Consider the following 17,098-nt stretch of genomic DNA (forward strand, 5'->3'; position numbering starts at 1 on the left):
TTTATGACGAGCACTGCGCGACACTCACCCCCGCCGGGGCTGCGGCCCGGCGGCTTCGTGACGGGCACTGCGCGACACTCACCCCCGCCGGGGCTGCGGCCCGGCGGCGGCGGGCGACACTCACCCCCGTAAGTGTCGCCCGCATTCGCCGCCGGTCTTCAGGTGGCCGCACCGTCCCCCAACGGCCCCACGTGCCACCCATCCCCCGGCACCCGCTCGGTACACGGTCCGAATCGGACCGGTGTTCCCCCGAACCCACCAAGCGCGGCGCGTGCTGATCACGTTACGGCTCAAGGCTTTCAGGGCACAAGCGGGTTAGGCTGTCTCGCCCATCACATCACCAGCGCGTTTACCCTGTGGCAACGTCGGGTTCAGATGGGCGAAGGCTTGGAGGTTCGCCACCGACTCGCCGCGCTTGACACGCCACTCCCACTCGCGGCGGATCGCCGTACCGAAGCCAATCTCCAGCATCGTGTCGAACGATTCGTCGGCGTACGTGAGCACCGAACCCAGCAACCGGTCGAGCTCGTCCTCGTCGACGCCGGCGAGCCCCACGCGTCCGGTCAGGTAGACGTCGCCGACCTTGTCGATGGAGAACGCGACCCCGTACATGCGCGCGTTGCGCTGCAACAGCCACGCCCACAGCTCTTCCCGCCGCTCGTCGGGCTGCCGCATCACGAACGCCTCGACCCGCAGGGCGTGCTCGCCCACGATGAGGTTGCAGACCGTCTTCAGCTTGTGGGTGCCGGGCAGAGTCACCGCGTACGACAGTTCGCCGGTGGGCTCGCAGGGCAGCTCTCGCTCCGCGCACACCTGCTCGATGAGCGCCCCGATGTCGGCCCGTTTCACAGGCAGTCCACGAGCGCGAGTTCGGCAGCGATCTGCTCCCGGTGCTCGGTCATCACGTCACGGTAGACGGCGAGCAGGCCGGACGCGGTGCGCTCCCAGGAGAACCGGTGGGCGTGTCCGACCGCGCCGCGTGCCAGCGCCTCCCGTTGTGCCGGCGCGTGGAGCAGCGCTCCCAGTACCCGCGCCCAGTCGTCTGGCGCGTGCCCGTCGACCAGTACGCCACTCACGCCGTCGCGAACCGCGGTGACGAGCCCACCGACGGCGGCGGCGACCACCGGCGTGCCGCAGGCCTGTGCCTCCAGCGCGACGAGGCCGAACGACTCGTTGTACGACGGCACCGCGACCAGGTCGGCGGCCCTGTACAGGTCGGGCAGCGCGTCACCGGTGAGCGGTGGCAGGAACCGCACCGCGTCGGTGACGCCGAGCGAGGCGGCCAACTCGATCAGGGAGGTCGGCCTTTCGAGTCCGCTGCCGCTGGGCCCGCCGCAGACGACGACGGTGACCTGACTGGCCAGGGCCGGGTCGCGCTCGCGAAGGGCGGCGACGGCACGCAGTAGTACGTCTGGGGCTTTGAGCGGCTGGATGCGCCCGACGAACGCGACGATGTTTCCCTGCTCCGGCAGGCCCAGGTGACGGCGGGCGGCGAGCCGCGCCGCGGCCTCGCGCCCGGCGGTCGCGGGCCGGAAGCGCTCCAGGTCGACGCCGGGCTCGACCACCGAGACCCGCTGCGAATCGGCGTCGTAACGGTCGATCAGGTCGCGCGCCTCCACCTGGGTGTTGGCGACCAGGCGGTCGGCGACGCCGATGACCTGTTCCTCGCCCACGACCCGACCCAGAGGCTCCGGGCGGTCGCCGGTGGCGAGCTGGCAGTTCTTGACCTTGGCAAGGGTGTGGGCGGTGTGCACGAGCGGCACGCCCCACCGGTCCTTGGCGAGCAACCCCACCTGGCCCGACAGCCAGTAGTGCGAGTGGATCATGTCGTAGTACCCGGGCGCGTGCGCCGCCTCCGCGCGCAGGACGCCGGTCGTGAAACCGCACATCTGGCCCGGCAGGTCTTCCTTGGCCAGCCCTTCGAACGGCCCCGATGTGATGTGTCGCACCACCACGCCAGGCGCCATCTCGACCCGGGAAGGCAGGCCGCTCGACGTGGCGCGGGTGAAGATCTCGACCTCGACGCCGGCATCGGCGAGACGGCGGGCGACCTCGACGATGTAGACGTTCATGCCGCCGGCGTCGCCGGTGCCCGGCTGGTCCAGCGGCGAGGTGTGCACTGAGAGGGTGGCGATGCGCCGCGGCGTGGGCCACGGCTGTGGCTGTCGCTGCCGGACCACGCCTGTCTGCGTGTGCGCCACGCCTTGCTCCTTCCACCACGGTGAGTGACCGCTCGGCTGCATCTAGGCAACCTCAGACATCAACCCCCGTGTCGTGCCCCATCTTCCCGTTCTGGTCCGATACCCGCATACTCCGAGGTCCAGGACGTGGGGGCGATCACATGTGGGGCTGCGCGAGAATCGGTGGCATGACAGAGCTAGCAAGCCGCCGGCACAGCTCCCTCGACTCCGGGCCGGCTGCGGGAGGCGGCGCATGACACCGATTGCGATCGTGACCGGGGCGTCCAGCGGCATCGGCGCGGCGACCGCGCGCAGGCTGGCGACCGAGGGGTTCCACGTCGTCGTCGCCGCCCGGCGGGTCGACCGGCTCGACGAGCTCGCCAAGGGGATCACGGAGGCCGGCGGCATCGCCACGGCTGTGCCCTGCGACGTGACGTCCGACGAGTCGGTGGCGGCGCTGGCGACCGCCGTGGCCGAGCTGGGCGAGCCCGTCACCCTGCTGGTCAACAACGCCGGCGGCGCCCGCGGCCTGGACCCGGTCGGGTCGGCGCGAGTCGAAGACTGGCAGTGGATGTACGACGTGAACGTGCTCGGCACGCTGCGGGTGACCCAGGCGCTGCTGCCCGCGCTGGAGGCGTCGGGCGCGGGCACCGTCGTCGTGCTGAGCTCCACCGCCGGTTTGATCGTGTACGAGGGTGGGGGCGGCTACGCGGCCGCAAAGCACGCGCAGACCGCGCTCGCCGAGACGCTGCGGCTGGAGCTGTGCGGGCACCCGATCCGCGTGGTCGAGATCGACCCGGGCATGGTGAAGACCGACGAGTTCGGGCTGACCCGCTTCGGGGGCGACGAGGCGCGGGCGGAGGCGGTCTACGAGGGTGTCGCCGAGCCGCTGGTGGCCGAGGACGTCGCGGACTGCATCGCGTGGACCGCCACCCGGCCGCACCACGTCAACGTCGACCGGCTGGTGGTCCGGCCGCTCGCCCAGGCGGCGCAGCACAAGGTGCACCGGGTGAAGTAGGTGCCGCGTCCGGTCGGGGCCATCACCCGCGGTACGACGAACCCCAACCGGCTGCGCCGGGTGGACAACTGGATCGCGGCCCACTGCGGCGACCTGCTCCGGGACGCGCCGGACCCGCTGGTGATCGACCTCGGTTTCGGCGCGACTCCGGTGACCACAGTGGAGCTGCGGGCCCGGCTGGCCACCGCGGTCCGGCCGGACGTACGGGTCGTCGGGCTGGAGATCGATCCGGCCCGGGTGGCCGCCGCCGCGCCTGCCGCCGATCCACCGGGGCTCGACTTCCTACGGGGCGGCTTCGAGCTGGCTGGCCTGCGCCCGGTCGTCGTGCGGGCTCTCAACGTGCTCCGGCAGTACGACGAGGCGGCGGTGGGCCCTGCCTGGCGCGCCATGACCGCAGCGCTCGCGCCCGACGGGGTTCTCGTCGAAGGCACCTGCGACGAATTGGGCCGCCTCGCGTCGTGGGTACTGCTCGACGGCGCCGGCCCGCGCTCGCTGACCCTGGCCGCGAAGCTGTCCACACTCGACACGCCAGCCACGCTCGCGGAGCGGTTGCCCAAGGCGCTCATCCACCACAACGTGCCCGGTGAGCCTGTGCACGAGTTCGTCGGCGCGCTGTCCGGCGGTTGGCGGGACGCCGCGCCCTACGCCACCTTCGGCCCGCGCCAGCGGTGGGTGCGCGCCGTGTCGGCGGTACGCGAAGCGGGCTGGCCGGTGCTCGACCGGCCAGCCCGCTGGCGACTGGGTGAGGTGACGGTGGCGTGGCCGGCGGTCGCGCCGGCCACCTGACACCTACGGCGTGATCTGGTTCCGCCTGCGCCGGGCGAGGAGCAGTACGCCCGCGCCACCGAGCAGCAGGGCCGCGCCGGCCCCCGCGGTCAGCGCGACGTCGTTACCGGTCTGCGGCATCTCCGGCGTCTTGCTCGGGCTCGCCGAGGCGGTCACCGACGTGGTGGCGGAAGGCGTGACGGATGGGCTCGACGTCGGACTCGACGTGGTGCTCACGCTCGGGCTTGGGCGGGGCGACTTCGTGTGGCTGGCGCTGGGGCTGGGGCTCGTCGTGGAACTCACGCTCGGGCTCGGGCTGGTGGTCGCGCTCACGCTCGCGGACGGGGTTCCGTAACCGCCGTAGCCGTTTGTCCGCTCCACACTTGGCGCGCCATTGCCGGCCAGCACGGCGGATGCCGACGCGACGACGGCCGTCGTGATTCCGGCGACGAGCAGACCTGCTATCGAAACGCGCCGAATGACGCTCGTTTTAGTCGAGATCAACACACTTCGGACAACGAGGATAAAGGGAAATGGCAACGCTGTTTACTCATAGGTAATTTCGGGATTCCCTCCGCACGCAGTTCATGGGGGTGACAGCGATGTTCGAATCAGCTGCCGTAGGGGTCATCGCGAGCCCTGTGCTCGGGTTCGCCGTGCCGGCATCCGCCGAGTCCGAGGTGGTGCGCCTCACGAACGACACCCGGGCGGACCACGGCTGCCCGGCGGTACGCGAGGACAGCCGGCTCAGGACCGCCGCGCGCCGCCACAGCGCCGACATGGCGGCAAACGACTTCTTCAGCCATACCGGCAGCGATGGGAGCGATTTCAGCACCCGCGCCAAGCGGGCCGGCTACGACCACGCGATGAGCGAGAACATCGCGAAGGGCCACCCGACCGCCGCCGACGTGGTCAAGGGTTGGCTCGGCAGCGCGCCGCGCCGCAGCGCGATCCTCGACTGCACGGCCAAAGCGGTCGGCATCGGAGTGGCCAAGGCCCACGACGGCGCCCTTCTCTGGACCCAGGACTTCGGTCGGGTCTAGATTTCGCAGTTCACGAGCACCGGTTCGGGGTGCAAGGTCACGCCGAACCGGTCGTGAACCCGATCGCGGATCTCGGCCGCGAGCGCGAGCAGCGCCGACGTCGTGCCGCCGCCCCGGTGGGTCAGCGCCAGGGTGTGCTTTGACGAGATCGCCACGCCGTCCGTGCGCGGGTGGCCCTTCTGGAAGCCCGCCTTGTCGATCAGCCAGGCGGCGCTGACCTTGACCACGCCGTCCGGGCTCGGCCAGGAAGGCGGCTCGCCGATCCCGGCGGCTCGCTCCCGCAGCGCCGCGTACGCCGCCGGGTCCAGTACGGGGTTGGTGAAGAACGACCCCACCGACCGGGTGTCCGGATCGGCCGGGTCGAGCACCATGCCCTTGCCGGCGCGAAGGGCAAGCACGGCTGCGCGCGCGTCTGCCAGCGGCACCCGATCGCCGATCTCCACGCCGAGCGCCCGAGCCAGCTCGGCGTACCGCACCGGGCCGGACAGCGGCGACCTGACCAGCCGGAAGTCGACCGAGATCACCAGCCAGCGGCTGCTGTGCTTGAAGACGCTCGCCCGGTACGCGAAGCCGCACTCATCGCTGGTCATCGTGCACAGCTCACCCCGCACCCGGTCGTACGCCCGCACCGCCGTGATCGTCTCCGCGACCTCTTGGCCGTACGCGCCGACGTTCTGGATCGGGGTCGCACCGGCGGACCCCGGGATGCCGGACAGGCACTCCAGGCCCGACCACCCGGCGTCGACAGCGGCCGCCACGACGTCGTCCCAGGGCTCACCCGCCTCGACGGTCACGTCTACCGTGCCGCCGTCCTCGGAGCGCACCGCCACGCCTCGTGACCTGATCAGCACAACCGTGCCGGGGAACCCCGCGTCTCCGACCACCACGTTGCTGCCGCCGGCCAAGAAGAACACCGGCTCCTCGGTACGCTGACCGATTTGCACTAGTTCCTCCGCGTTGCTAGCGGTGATCAAGTGACCAGCGGGACCGCCGAGGCCCAATGTGGTGTAAGCGGCCAGCGAACGGGTAACCGTCGGACCGGTAGCGGCTGGCACTTTCGCCCTAACGTCTCGCACGCCACTCACCCTAGGCTGGAGGCAGACTGGGCAACCTTACGGTGGTGCACCTTGAGGCGGTCTAGTCGCGTCGGGAGGATCGTGATGAGCAGACTGCACGGCTCGAGAGACTTCTGGATCGCCGGCCTGCGCGCCGAGGGTCCGGCGTTCCGCACCGCGGTCGCGGAGGCGCCGCCCGACGCCGAGATCCCGTCCTGCCCCGACTGGACCGTCACCGACCTCGTCCACCACCTGGGCTCCGTGTACCGGTGGGTCCGCGGCCACGCCGGTCGAGGGGTCACCACCCCACCCGAGTCGCGGCGGGCGCCCCTCCTGGAAGACCTGCCGACCGGTCCGGCGGCCGTCGAGTGGTGGCAGGAGGAGTACCAGCAGCTCGTCGAGGCGCTCGACGCGCTCGACCCCGAACTCCCCGCGTGGAACTGGGCGCCCCAGGCGAAGAAGGCCGGCTTCTGGCACCGGCGAATGGCGCAAGAGACGGCGGTGCACCGGTGGGACGCCCAGATGGCGATCGGCACGGGTGAGCCGGTCGAGACCAAGCTCGCGGTCGACGGCGTTGGCGAGGTGCTCGACACCTGGCTGCCCGCTGGCCGGCGCCAGCTGCCCGGCCCGCGCCACGGCGTGGTGCAGCTCGTGGCCACCGACGCCAGCCAGGAGTGGTTTCTGCGGCTGCGCGGCGAAGGCGTCGCCCTGCTCGACACCGGCACGCTGCTCGACAGCGACGAGCACCACGCCCGGGTGTACGCGGCCGGCACGGCGAGCGACCTGCTGCTCGCCCTGTTCGGGCGAGTCCCGTTCGACGTGCTCGAGGTGACCGGCGACGCGACGCTCCTGGACTGCCTGCGCACCGGTTGATCCCTAGTATTGGGGGATGACGGTAGGCCTGCGGTTTCCGGACGGATTCGTATGGGGTGCGGCGACCGCGGCGTACCAGATCGAGGGCGCGGCCCGCGACGACGGCCGCGGTCCGTCGATCTGGGACACGTTCTCGCGTACGCCGGGGAAGGTGTTCGCCGGTCACACCGGTGACGTGGCGTGCGACCACTACCACCGGTACCCCGACGACATCGGCCTGATGGCCGACGTGGGGCTGCGGTCGTACCGGTTCTCGATCTCGTGGCCGCGGATCAAGCCCGACGGCACCGGCCCGGTCAACCCGCGCGGGCTCGACTTCTACGACCGGCTCGTCGACGCCCTGCACGAGCGCGGCATCGACCCGGTGGTGACCCTGTACCACTGGGACCTGCCGCAGCCGCTGGAAGACCGCGGCGGCTGGACGGCGCGCGAGACCGCCTCCTGGTTCGCCGAGTACGCCGCGGCGGTGTACCAGCGGCTGGGCGACCGCGTGCGGGTGTGGACCACGCTCAACGAGCCGTGGTGCTCCGCCTTCCTGGGATATGCCTCGGGCATCCACGCCCCCGGGCACCAGGACCCGGCGGCGGCGCTCAAAGCTGTACACCATCTGCTCCTGGCCCATGGCCTCGCGGTGGGTGAGCTGCGCGCGGCGGGTGCGCAGACCCTCGGGATCACGCTGAATCCCTCAGCGGTGCGCCCGGCGGACCCGGACAATGCCGCGGACGTCGAGGCCGCGCGCGTCGTGCACGCCCTCAGCAACCGGATCTTCTACGACCCGATCCTGGCCGGCACCTATCCGCCGGAGGCCATGGAGCTGATCGAAGCGTTGGCCGGCCTCGGCCACATCCACGACCAGGATGCCAAGACCATCGCCGCACCGATCGACCTGCTCGGCGTCAACTACTACGCGCCCACCTACGTGGCGGGGCGCAAGGGCTCCCCCGGCGGCGGCCCGAACAACCCGGGCACCGAGGGCATCGAGTTCCTGCCGCCGACGGGCCCGCTGACCGACATGGGCTGGCAGATCGAGCCGGCCGGCCTCACCGGGCTGCTGGAGCAGATCCACGCCGACTACCCGGGCATTCCCATCATGATCACGGAGAACGGCGCGGCGTTCCCCCACACCGGCCCCGACCACGACCGGATCTCCTACGTAGACGGTCATCTGCGCGCGGTGCACGACGCCATCTCACGCGGTGTCGACGTACGCGGATACTTCCTGTGGTCGTTCCTCGACAACTTCGAGTGGGCCGAGGGATACGCCAAGCGCTTCGGCATCGTCCACGTCGACTACCAGACACAGCGCCGCACGCTGAAGGAGAGCGCCCACTGGTACCGCTCGGTCATCGCGCGCAACGGGCTCGAGGATCGATGACCAGGGCGGCGCGGGAGCGGCCGACGCTGGAGGCGGTGGCGCGGCGCGCCGGCGTCTCCCGCGCCACGGTCTCCCGCGTCGTCAACGGCTCCACCACCGTCGCCGAATCCATCCGCGACGCCGTGCGCCAGGCCGTCGAGGAGATGGGGTACGTCCCCAACCTCGCCGCCCGCAGCCTCGTCACCCAGCGCACCGACTCGATCGCCCTGATCCTGCCCGAGTCGGCCACCCGGGTGTTCTCCGACGACCAGTTCTTCCCTCGCATCGTGCGCGGCGTCAGCCAGGAGCTCGAGGCCGCCGACAAGCAGCTCGTGCTCATCATGGCCGGCTCGACGGCAAGCTATGACCGGGTCGAGCGATACACCACGGGCCGGCACGTCGACGGCGTCATGTTCGCCTCGATGCACGGCGTCGACCCGCTCCCGAGCACCCTCGCCCGCCTCGGCATCCCCGTCGTGTGCAGCGGCCGCCCCCTGGGACGCATCACCCCGACCGTGCCGTACGTCGACGTCGACTCCGTCCGGGGCGCCGCCGACGCGGTACGCCATCTGATCGACACCGGCCGGCAGCGCATCGCCACCATCGCCGGCCCGCAGGACATGGTCGCCGGCGTCGACCGCCTCACCGGATACCGCAACGAACTGCGCGACTCCGCCCGCCGCTCCATCGTCGCCGTCGGCGACTTCACCCGGGAGTCCGGTGCGCAGGCCATGCGCCAGCTGCTGCTGGACGACCCGCATCTCGACGCCGTGTTCGCCGCCTCCGACCTGATGGCACACGGTGCCCTGCGCACGCTGCGCGAAGCCGGCCGGCGGGTGCCCGACGACGTGGCCGTGGTCGGCTTCGACGACGTCGAGATCGCCCAGTACACCGATCCACCGCTCACGACCGTCCGTCAGCCGATAGTCCAGATCGGACGCGAGATGGCGCGCCAGTTGCTGCGACAGGCCTCCGGCGAAGACGTCGAAGACGCATTGATCCTGCCCACCGAGCTAATCATCCGCGAATCCGCCTGATCTCTCATTCGTCGCACTCGTCGGGATAGGAATCGACACCTTCCCCGTCGTTCTGGTCCCCTTAATGGTCTATTAAGGCAAATTTGCGCTGGTCGATTGGTCTCCATAGGATCGGGCGGCTGCTCGACCTTGTCCACGACAGGAGACCCGGACCATGCCCAAACGACGAATCCGCACGGTGCTGCTCGCAGCCGCTGGTACGGCCGCGGTGGCTGCCGCCGCGGCCACGGCTGTGGTCGCGCACGCCGCCTCGACCGGTTGCTCGGTCAGCTACACGGTGCGGTCGCAGTGGGGCACGGGCTTCTCCGCGAACGTGGCGGTCACCAACGTGGGCGATCCGGTCCGGGGCTGGACGGTGCGCTGGTCCTACCCGGCTGGGCAGACCGTGACGCAGGCATGGGGCGCGACGGTCAGCCAGAGCGGCACTGCCGTCACCGCGAACAGCGCGTCGTGGAACGGCACGCTCCGCACGAACCGCACTGCCTCGTTCGGTTTCAACGGCACATGGAACGGCTCGGGCAACCCGACCCCGACCGACTTCTCGCTCAACGGCGTGCTCTGCACCGGTCAGGTGGCGGCGACCACAGCTCCGCCTTCGCCTTCGTCGTCGCCTTCCGCGTCGCTTTCCCCTTCGCCTTCCTCATCACCTTCTCCTTCACCGTCCTCCCCGACGCCATCGGCGTCGTCGTCGGACGGCTGCGCGCGGCAGGCCGCCGCCGGTCCGGTCGTGAAGGTCACCGACGTAAACGTCGGAGTGCCGGTGACCGGGTACGGGCGGGAAGGCGACACCGAGCCGCTGCCCATGGCGATAGCAGCAACGCCGTCCGGTGGCTCGTGGCTGGCGTGGCGGGGCACCGACAACCGCGTCTACCTGGGCAAGCTCGACTGTGACGACAAGCTCGTAGGCACGCCAACCAGCTTCGAGGGAATCGACCTGCAGGACGTCCAGGCAGACGCCAACGGCGGAGTCCTGCTGCTCACCCGGCGCGGCGAGTGCGGCGAAGGCCCCCTGTGCGGCGGCTCGTCCAGCCCGTGCAACACCATGCACATGATCCGCTTCGACAACTCCGGCCAGCAGGTGTGGGAGCGGCAGGTCACCAACCTCAGCGACAGCCTTTCCGGGTACGACAACGGCGCCCGGTTCATCTGGTGGTACCAGCACCACGGCCGGCTCGCGTCCGACGGCAAGACCTTCGCCGCGTACTTCGGCGTCGCCATCACCGTGCAGAACGGCAACTGCGTCGACATCCACGAAGGCGACCGCATGCAGGTCGTCGACGCCAACGGCACACTGGTCTCCAACCACCGCGACAGCTTCCAAGTGGGGTGCAGCCACAGTTGGACGTCACGCATCGCGTGGGACCCACGCACCAGCCGGTACGCGATGGTCTGCGCCACTGACAACGCCTGCCGCATCGCTCAGCCGAACCCGTACCGGACGGTGGCCGCCGGTGCCTGCGACGGCACGCTGTTCGGCGGCGATCTCGTCCTGGCCAGCAAGCCCGGCTACTGGACCGCGTGGAGCCAGGGCGGCCAGGTCCGCCTCGAACACTTCACCACCGGCGCTTCCGACACCACCATCACGACAGCCGCACGATCGAGCCATCCCCACCTGGTCAGCTACGGCGCCAGCCGGATGCTGCTGACCTGGGAGTCCGGCTCCTCGATGGCCGCGCAGGTGTATGACGCGAGCAGCGGCACGACGGTAGGCAGCCAGTTCACGATCAACGTGCCCGACCACAGCTACCAGGCCTTCAAGCCCTACGCCGACGGCAGCACCGCCTACCCAGCGGCCGGCACCACCAACACGTCAATCCGCATAGCCCGCGTAATGCCCCTCACCTAGACCGCGCTCCCCCTCCCCCGCTCACCCGCCCCGCCCCCGCTCGCCCGCCCCGCCGGGTTCGCCCGCCCCGCTCGCCCGCCCCGCCCCGCTCGCCCGCCCCGCCCCGCTCGCCCGCCCCGCCCCGCTCGCCGGCTCTCCCCGTCGATCAAGGGCAAACGCACGTGGTTCGATCTCAAAACCACGTGCGTTTGCCCTTGATCGATGCAATGCCCCTTGATCGGTGCGCGCCTGCGACGCGTACCCCCACCACGTACATGACGCAGGCGTCCAGGCCCACGAGCCAGCGAAGTCGTTGTTGCAGGCTTGCGCCGCGGTGAACGGGTTCGTCGCGGCGCGGGCCGGCGAGGCGAACATCGTCACCGCAACAGCCACAGAGAGGGTCGAGACCGCCAGTCGGCGCGCTAGTACGCGCACACGATCCTCCAAAGCTACCCGAGCAGGCCAGGAAGGCTGCGGAGTCCACCGCCCGAGTTGTCCTCCACGCTCTGATCGCAATGCCGAGCACGATCGTGACGACGACGAGGAAAGAGTTGCGGTCAGCGCGATTGGCGAGAGGACGTCGATGCACTCTGAGCAACTAACTGGTCGGCTGGATGGCGTCCACATCTGCCGATGAGGGTGCGTCCGTTCTGACGCCGGAGATGCGGCCATGCGGCAACAAGGCGGGCGGCACCGTATTTCGGCCTGTCCAACTCGCTGGCGATCATCAGCAGTCCACCGAGGTTGGCGGCGGCCGTGGAGTTGCCGGCGGCTGCCGCCCGGTGCAGGAACCGCACTGGCCAAGGCATGGGCCTACCGCCGCGCCCACCACAGCAGCCACCAGCCCCAAGCAGCTGGTCGAGACCGGCACCGGCGCACCACACCCGCGCGAGGTCCTGATCAGCAACTGGCACTGAATCGGCCCGGCCCTAGCCTCCACCGAGCTATCTTGACGCAACCATTCGGTTGCCATAAAGTGGCAACTGAACGGTTGCTATATGACTCGACCAAGGAGTGATCACCATGCAGATGGCCGTCGGGCTCGTGATGTCCCAGAACGCCGTGCGGGACGAGCTGTACAGCGCCCGCCCGGGCGCCCCGATCGTGCCGCACGTGGAGCGCCGGCCGCGCGCCCGCGCCCTTCGCTCGGCGGTCGCCGCCGCGCTGGACCGGACCGCCCGCGCGAGTTCGCGAGTGGCCGGCCAGGTGTCCTCCTGAGTGGGGCGAGGCGAACCAAACGATTCGAACGGAAGGACGTTCAGTCATGGGTACCCACCAGGGATCACTGAGCCCGACCAGGGCGAATCTCGCCCTGGCCACGCTGTTTGTCGGCATGTTCGTCATGGGCGGCACCGAGCTTCTGGTCGTGGGCCTGCTCGACCTCATCGCCGCCGACCTGCGGGTCTCCATCCCAGCGACCGGAGCGCTGGTCACCGCGTACGCGCTGGGCCTGGCCATCGGCGGCCCGATCCTGACAGCGCTGACGATCCGCCTGAACCGGCGCACCGTCCTGGTCGGCGCGCTCGCGCTGTTCGTGCTGAGCAGCCTGATCACGGTGCTCACCACCAGCTACGGAGTCGTCGTGGCGTCGCGCGCCGTCACTGGCGCGCTCGAGGGCCTGTTCATCGCCGCCGCGTTCGCGGCCGGGATCGCCGCCGTCCCACCGGCGCGCGCGGGCCGGGCGATGGCGGTGGTGATCTCGGGTGCCGCAGTGTCGGGGGCGCTCGGCGCGCCAGTGGGCACGCTGCTCGGCCAGGCTCTGGGCTGGCGCGGCGCGTTCACCGCGGTCGGCGGGGTGGCCGTGGCGGCGCTGGTCGCCACCCTGGTGCTGGTCCCGTCCGCGCCGTCAGCCGGCGACGGCGCGGTCCGCCAGGCGCGGTCAGCGTTCGCGCCCCGGGTGCTGGCCGTCCTCGGCCTGACCGTCCTGGTGTTCGCCGCGGTGTACGCGCCGCTGACCTACATCGTGCCGTTCCTGCAGTCCGTCACCGGCATCTCCGGCGCGCTGGTAAGCGTGTTTCTGCTGGCGTACGGCGTCGCCACGGCAGTCGGCTCATTCGGCGGCGGTCGCTTCGCCGACGCCAACGCCGCACGCACCCTGACCGTCGGCACCGCCGGCGTCGCGGCCTGCCTGCTGATGCTGTACGTCGCCGGCACCAGCGCCGTCCCGGTGGCGGTTGCGCTGCTGGCCCTGGGACTGTTCGCCATGGGCATGGCACCGTCCATGCAGTACCGCGTCGTCAGCCTGGCTGGCCCCGGCGATACCTTGGCGCAGTCGCTGCCCGCCTCCGCGGCCGGCCTGGGCACCGCGCTCGGCTCCTTCGCCGGCGGCATGGCGATCGGCGCCTTCACCGCCTCGACAGCCGTGCTCACCGGACTCGTCATCGCCGTGCTCGGCATCCCCGCGGCCTGGGCGGCCAGCTTCCTGCGGCCACCGACCGTCGGCGCGGCCACGTCGCCGGCAGCGGTGCCGGAACCGGCCCGCATCCCGGCCTGATCGACCACCCAGACAAAATCGACGCCAAGCAAAATTGACACACAGAGAGGACACGACCATGACCGATGAATCAACGCACCGCACCCGGCCGACGCCGTCGACCACCGACCGCCAGCCGGTGGGGTCACCGTCGTCGTCGCCCCCGGCCTCGATGGACCTGCCGCAGATCGTTGACGCCGCGACGTGGCGGGCCGCGCGCCTGGAACTGCTGGCCAAGGAGAAGCAGCTGAACCGGTACCGGGACGCGGTGAACGCCGCGCGGCGGGAGCTGCCGATGGTCGAGGTCGACAAGCCCTACGTCTTCGACAGCCCGGACGGGCCGGTGGGGCTCGCCGACCTGTTCCGGCAGCGGCGCCAACTGCTGATCTACCATTTCATGTTCGAGCCGGACTGGACCGAGGGCTGCCCATCCTGCTCATACGTCATCGACAACGTCGGACACCAGGCGCACCTGAACGCCCGCGGCACCACCCTCGCGGTCGTCTCCCGGGCACCGCTGAACCGCCTTCAGGCGTACCGGAAGCGGATGGGCTGGAATATCGACTGGTACTCCTCGGGCCGCTGCGACTTCAACCTCGACTTCGGCGTCACCTTCGACGCCTCCTCCGGCCACGTCGAGTACAACTACCGCGACATGTCCGACGACCCGGCTTGGCAGGGCTGGACCGGCGAACAGCCCGGGGTGAGCGCGTTCCTCACCAACGGTGGCCGGATCTTCCACACCTACTCCACGTACGGACGGGGCTTCGACCTTCTTTACGGCACGTACAACTGGCTCGACCTGACCGCCCTGGGCCGGCAGGAGGACTGGGAGCGGCCGGTGGGCCGTTCGGACGGCGCCGCCATGTCGTGGCTGCACCGCCACGACCAGTACCCGACCGGGACGTAGCGCGAGGATGCCGGAGCTTCGGCCTCGCGGCAGCGGAACTCGAGCAACTTGATACTATGGCAACTTGCCGGTTGCTGCTCGTTGGAGGCTGTCATGGGTTTTCCCGATCGCATCGAGCGGACGGTCCAACTCGCTCACCCACCGGCCAACGTGTGGTCGGCGCTCACCACGGCCGAAGGGCTGGCCGCCTGGTTCGGCCAGGAGGTAACCATCGACCTGCGCCCCGGTGGGACGGCCCGGATGCGCTGGTCCGACGGGTCCACCAAAAACATGCGGGTGGAACGTGTCGAGGAGCCGACCGTGTTCGGGTTCACCTGGCAAATAGACGGGCTACCCGAAGACGATGCCCGCCGAACCTACGTGGAGTTCACTCTCGAACCGGTCAGTTCGGGCACGCGGCTGCGGGTTGTCGAGACCGGCTTCGCCCAACTGCCGCCGGACGCCTACCAAAAGGCGTACGACGCCCACACCGAGGGCTGGGCCAGCGAACTTGGCGAACTCGTCGAGCACCTCGATGCCGTCTGACATCGAAGCGGTCGCCGAACAGGTCTTCGTCGCCCTGGCCGACCCAACCCGGCGCACCATCCTGGCCGCGCTCGCCGCGGGAGGACCGGCCACCGCCACCGACCTGGCTGGCCGTCTACCGATCACCCGACAGGCGATCGCCAAACACCTCACCCTGCTGGCCGACGCCGGCCTGGTCACCGCCGAACCCGGAGAGCGTCGCCGGGTCCGCTACCGGCTGCGGTCCGCACCGATGCAGCAGGCCCAGCAGTTCCTGGCCGCGCTGGCCCGCGACTGGGACAAACCCCTCGACGCGTTGACCGACCACCTCAACAAGCAACGGACGCAAGCCGGCGGCCCGCGGCTACCCGACACCGCGAAATGACTACGCGTCGCCGGCAGTTCGTCGGGTCGGCCGCGCTGCGGGACAGGTTCCTGCGGTGGTTTGACGGCTGGCGCGGCGGAATCGACATCGAAGTCCGCGACCTGACCATCATGGTGAGCGGGGACCCAGCGATGGCCCACTGGTTCAGCCGAGCAAGCGGAACGCTGATAAACGGCGGTCAGGCCGGATCGTGGCGCGGGTGACCAGTTGCTGCGGGCGGTCAGGCAAGGGATGGCTGATCAGCCACGAGCACGTTTCCTTGCCGGTGGATTTCGCGACCGTTCGCGCGGTCATGGACCTTGTGCCGAAATAGTGCCGTCCGACTCGCGTCGTCGCGTTACGCGGGTAAGACCGGTCGTTTCCGGCGCGGCTGATACCGAAGATCCGGCGGTGACCACCCCGCCAGGGTGCCCGGCGGCGTGACGTCAGAGCAGCAGGATGGCGGATCACGGCGGCCGCTGCTAGTTTCTGGAGGCCGTGCGAGAGACCGAGGAGGTGGTACCCGTGAACGTTTCGACATGGGTGCTCCCCTCTGGGGTCATGGTCGGGCGATAGGTCGTCCGGGAGCGCCGTTAGCGAGCACTCCCGAAAGGCACGACCATGCGATTCACTACTGAGCAGCGCCTCGATGCCGGCGTCCTCGAACGCGAATTCACCCTCGGCGAGATCCCCGGCATCCTGTGGACGCCCGGATCCGCATCCGCACCGGTCCCGCTGATCCTGCTCGGCCATCCCCCGCTCGGACTGCGCAAGATGTACCCCCGTCTGGTGGCTCGGGCCCGGCACTCCGCAGCGGAGGGGTTCGCCGCGGCCACCATTGAGCTCCCCGGCAGCGGTGACCGGCCCCGTTGGGCCGCCATCGAGCAGGCCCGCACCGACCTGCGCCGGGCGCTGGAGGCCGGCGAGCCGGTCAGCGACAAGATCATCGACGCCCTCATCCTCCCGCTCGTCAACAAGGCGGTCCCGGAATCGCAGGCAGCCCTGGATGCCCTCCTGTCGCTGCCCGAGATCGGCGGCCCGGTCGGGTACTCGGGGGGGAGTGATCTCCGTCGGCATCCGGCTTGCGGTGGTCGAGCCCCGCATCGTGGCCGCCGGCTTCTTCGCCGGGAGTTTCGTGCCTCGCACCATGTTCGAGGAGGCCCGACAGGTCACCATTCCGCTGCATGTCCTGCTGCAGTGGGATGACGAAGGGAACGACCGGCAGGCCGCCCTGGACCTGTTCGACGCCTTCGGCTCCAAGGAGAAAACGCTGCACGCCAACATGGGCGGACACACCGGTGTCCCGCAGTTCGCAGGGGAGGACGCGGCCGGGTTCTTCGCCCGGCATCTGCGCTAGCCGCGGGCCGGGGCCCCGCCCGTCAGGACAGCAGCAAGCGGTAGGTGGCCCCGGCCGGCACGCCGCTCATCGAGGGTCGGCACCGACCTTCCTCGATGGCGGTGGCCAGCAGATGCACAACCGCCCCGATCGCGGCAGTACCGAACGGTCGGGGCGGAGTTCTCTCTTGGCGACCGGCTCGCGGCGACGCACTCGTGGGCCGGACGCGTCGCCGCGAACACCGCACATCACCGTCACCGGTGAGCCGCTGCCGGCACGTTTGGCCAGGTCACTGGCTACTAGTGCCGCGTCTTTGAACGTTGATCGGGTAATGCCGTCTGTCTGACCTGGTTTGGGGCAG

General features: G+C 70.3%; 19 protein-coding genes. 14 read left to right on the top strand and 5 right to left on the bottom strand.

Annotated elements, in window-relative coordinates:
* Positions 1–315: 315 nt before the first annotated feature.
* Both V6V89_RS08755 and mshA read right to left on the bottom strand, forming a co-directional pair.
* Positions 316–849 (bottom strand): YbjN domain-containing protein, encoded by a 534-nt coding sequence (locus tag V6V89_RS08755; protein WP_334618483.1) that lies wholly within the window; start codon positions 847–849, stop codon positions 316–318.
* Positions 846–2,201 (bottom strand): D-inositol-3-phosphate glycosyltransferase, encoded by a 1,356-nt coding sequence (gene mshA, locus V6V89_RS08760; RefSeq protein ID WP_334618484.1) that lies wholly within the window; start codon positions 2,199–2,201, stop codon positions 846–848. The genes V6V89_RS08755 and mshA overlap by 4 nt, the downstream gene beginning before the upstream one ends.
* A gap of 232 nt (positions 2,202–2,433) precedes the next feature.
* On the opposite strand from mshA, the gene V6V89_RS08765 reads away from it, so the two are divergent.
* Both V6V89_RS08765 and V6V89_RS08770 read left to right on the top strand, forming a co-directional pair.
* Positions 2,434–3,198, top strand: a complete 765-nt coding sequence (locus V6V89_RS08765) for an SDR family oxidoreductase (RefSeq protein WP_334618485.1) — start codon at positions 2,434–2,436, stop codon at positions 3,196–3,198.
* Positions 3,199–3,984, top strand: coding sequence for a class I SAM-dependent methyltransferase (locus V6V89_RS08770; protein WP_334618486.1), 786 nt, complete (start codon positions 3,199–3,201; stop codon positions 3,982–3,984).
* A gap of 3 nt (positions 3,985–3,987) precedes the next feature.
* On the opposite strand, the gene V6V89_RS41660 is transcribed toward V6V89_RS08770, so the two are convergent.
* Complete coding sequence (locus tag V6V89_RS41660) at positions 3,988–4,104, bottom strand: LPXTG cell wall anchor domain-containing protein (protein WP_442935096.1); 117 nt, start codon at positions 4,102–4,104, stop codon at positions 3,988–3,990.
* A 10-nt stretch (positions 4,105–4,114) separates the two neighbouring features.
* On the opposite strand from V6V89_RS41660, the gene V6V89_RS41665 reads away from it, so the two are divergent.
* Together V6V89_RS41665 and V6V89_RS08780 are read left to right on the top strand one after the other, a co-directional pair.
* The gene (locus V6V89_RS41665; RefSeq protein WP_442935097.1) at positions 4,115–4,318 is read left to right on the top strand and encodes a hypothetical protein; all 204 of its coding nucleotides are present in this window, start codon (positions 4,115–4,117) and stop codon (positions 4,316–4,318) included.
* A gap of 247 nt (positions 4,319–4,565) precedes the next feature.
* Complete coding sequence (locus V6V89_RS08780; protein ID WP_334618488.1) at positions 4,566–5,006, top strand: CAP domain-containing protein; 441 nt, start codon at positions 4,566–4,568, stop codon at positions 5,004–5,006.
* Here V6V89_RS08780 and V6V89_RS08785 read toward each other — a convergent pair.
* Positions 5,003–6,025: a UDP-N-acetylmuramate dehydrogenase gene (locus V6V89_RS08785; RefSeq protein ID WP_334618510.1), complete on the bottom strand. Its 1,023-nt coding sequence runs from the start codon at positions 6,023–6,025 to the stop codon at positions 5,003–5,005. The two genes, V6V89_RS08780 and V6V89_RS08785, sit on opposite strands and share 4 nt — an antisense overlap.
* A gap of 141 nt (positions 6,026–6,166) precedes the next feature.
* Between V6V89_RS08785 and V6V89_RS08790 the strand changes: the two genes are divergently transcribed.
* The 9 genes from V6V89_RS08790 (at position 6,167) to V6V89_RS08830 (ending at position 15,422) form a co-directional block, all read left to right on the top strand.
* On the top strand, positions 6,167–6,934 hold the full coding sequence (locus V6V89_RS08790) for a maleylpyruvate isomerase family mycothiol-dependent enzyme (RefSeq protein ID WP_334618489.1): 768 nt from the start codon (positions 6,167–6,169) through the stop codon (positions 6,932–6,934).
* A gap of 16 nt (positions 6,935–6,950) precedes the next feature.
* Complete coding sequence (locus tag V6V89_RS08795) at positions 6,951–8,309, top strand: GH1 family beta-glucosidase (RefSeq protein ID WP_334618490.1); 1,359 nt, start codon at positions 6,951–6,953, stop codon at positions 8,307–8,309.
* Positions 8,306–9,325, top strand: coding sequence for a LacI family DNA-binding transcriptional regulator (locus V6V89_RS08800; RefSeq protein ID WP_334618491.1), 1,020 nt, complete (start codon positions 8,306–8,308; stop codon positions 9,323–9,325). Before V6V89_RS08795 ends, V6V89_RS08800 begins: the two co-directional genes overlap by 4 nt.
* Before the next feature lie 154 nt (positions 9,326–9,479).
* The gene (locus V6V89_RS08805) at positions 9,480–11,171 is read left to right on the top strand and encodes a cellulose-binding domain-containing protein (RefSeq protein ID WP_334618492.1); all 1,692 of its coding nucleotides are present in this window, start codon (positions 9,480–9,482) and stop codon (positions 11,169–11,171) included.
* Positions 11,172–12,173: 1,002 nt separating this feature from the next.
* Positions 12,174–12,368, top strand: a complete 195-nt coding sequence (locus V6V89_RS08810) for a hypothetical protein (protein ID WP_334618493.1) — start codon at positions 12,174–12,176, stop codon at positions 12,366–12,368.
* A gap of 46 nt (positions 12,369–12,414) precedes the next feature.
* Complete coding sequence (locus V6V89_RS08815; protein ID WP_334618494.1) at positions 12,415–13,644, top strand: MFS transporter; 1,230 nt, start codon at positions 12,415–12,417, stop codon at positions 13,642–13,644.
* 58 nt (positions 13,645–13,702) lie between these two features.
* Complete coding sequence (locus V6V89_RS08820; RefSeq protein ID WP_442935098.1) at positions 13,703–14,533, top strand: DUF899 domain-containing protein; 831 nt, start codon at positions 13,703–13,705, stop codon at positions 14,531–14,533.
* A 93-nt stretch (positions 14,534–14,626) separates the two neighbouring features.
* A complete protein-coding gene (locus V6V89_RS08825) occupies positions 14,627–15,058 on the top strand; it encodes an SRPBCC domain-containing protein (protein ID WP_334618495.1) in 432 nt (143 codons plus the stop codon).
* On the top strand, positions 15,048–15,422 hold the full coding sequence (locus tag V6V89_RS08830) for a metalloregulator ArsR/SmtB family transcription factor (RefSeq protein WP_334618497.1): 375 nt from the start codon (positions 15,048–15,050) through the stop codon (positions 15,420–15,422). Before V6V89_RS08825 ends, V6V89_RS08830 begins: the two co-directional genes overlap by 11 nt.
* 144 nt (positions 15,423–15,566) lie before the next feature.
* Here the strand turns inward: V6V89_RS08830 and V6V89_RS08835 are convergent, their stop codons facing one another.
* A complete protein-coding gene (locus tag V6V89_RS08835; protein WP_334618498.1) occupies positions 15,567–16,478 on the bottom strand; it encodes a hypothetical protein in 912 nt (303 codons plus the stop codon).
* Here V6V89_RS08835 and V6V89_RS08840 point away from each other — a divergent pair.
* Positions 16,462–16,758: a hypothetical protein gene (locus tag V6V89_RS08840; protein WP_334618499.1), complete on the top strand. Its 297-nt coding sequence runs from the start codon at positions 16,462–16,464 to the stop codon at positions 16,756–16,758. The two genes, V6V89_RS08835 and V6V89_RS08840, sit on opposite strands and share 17 nt — an antisense overlap.
* Positions 16,759–17,098 lie beyond the last annotated feature (340 nt).

The organism is Micromonospora sp. CPCC 206061 (genome assembly GCF_036906915.1).
Taxonomy (GTDB): Bacteria; Actinomycetota; Actinomycetes; order Mycobacteriales; family Micromonosporaceae; genus Phytohabitans.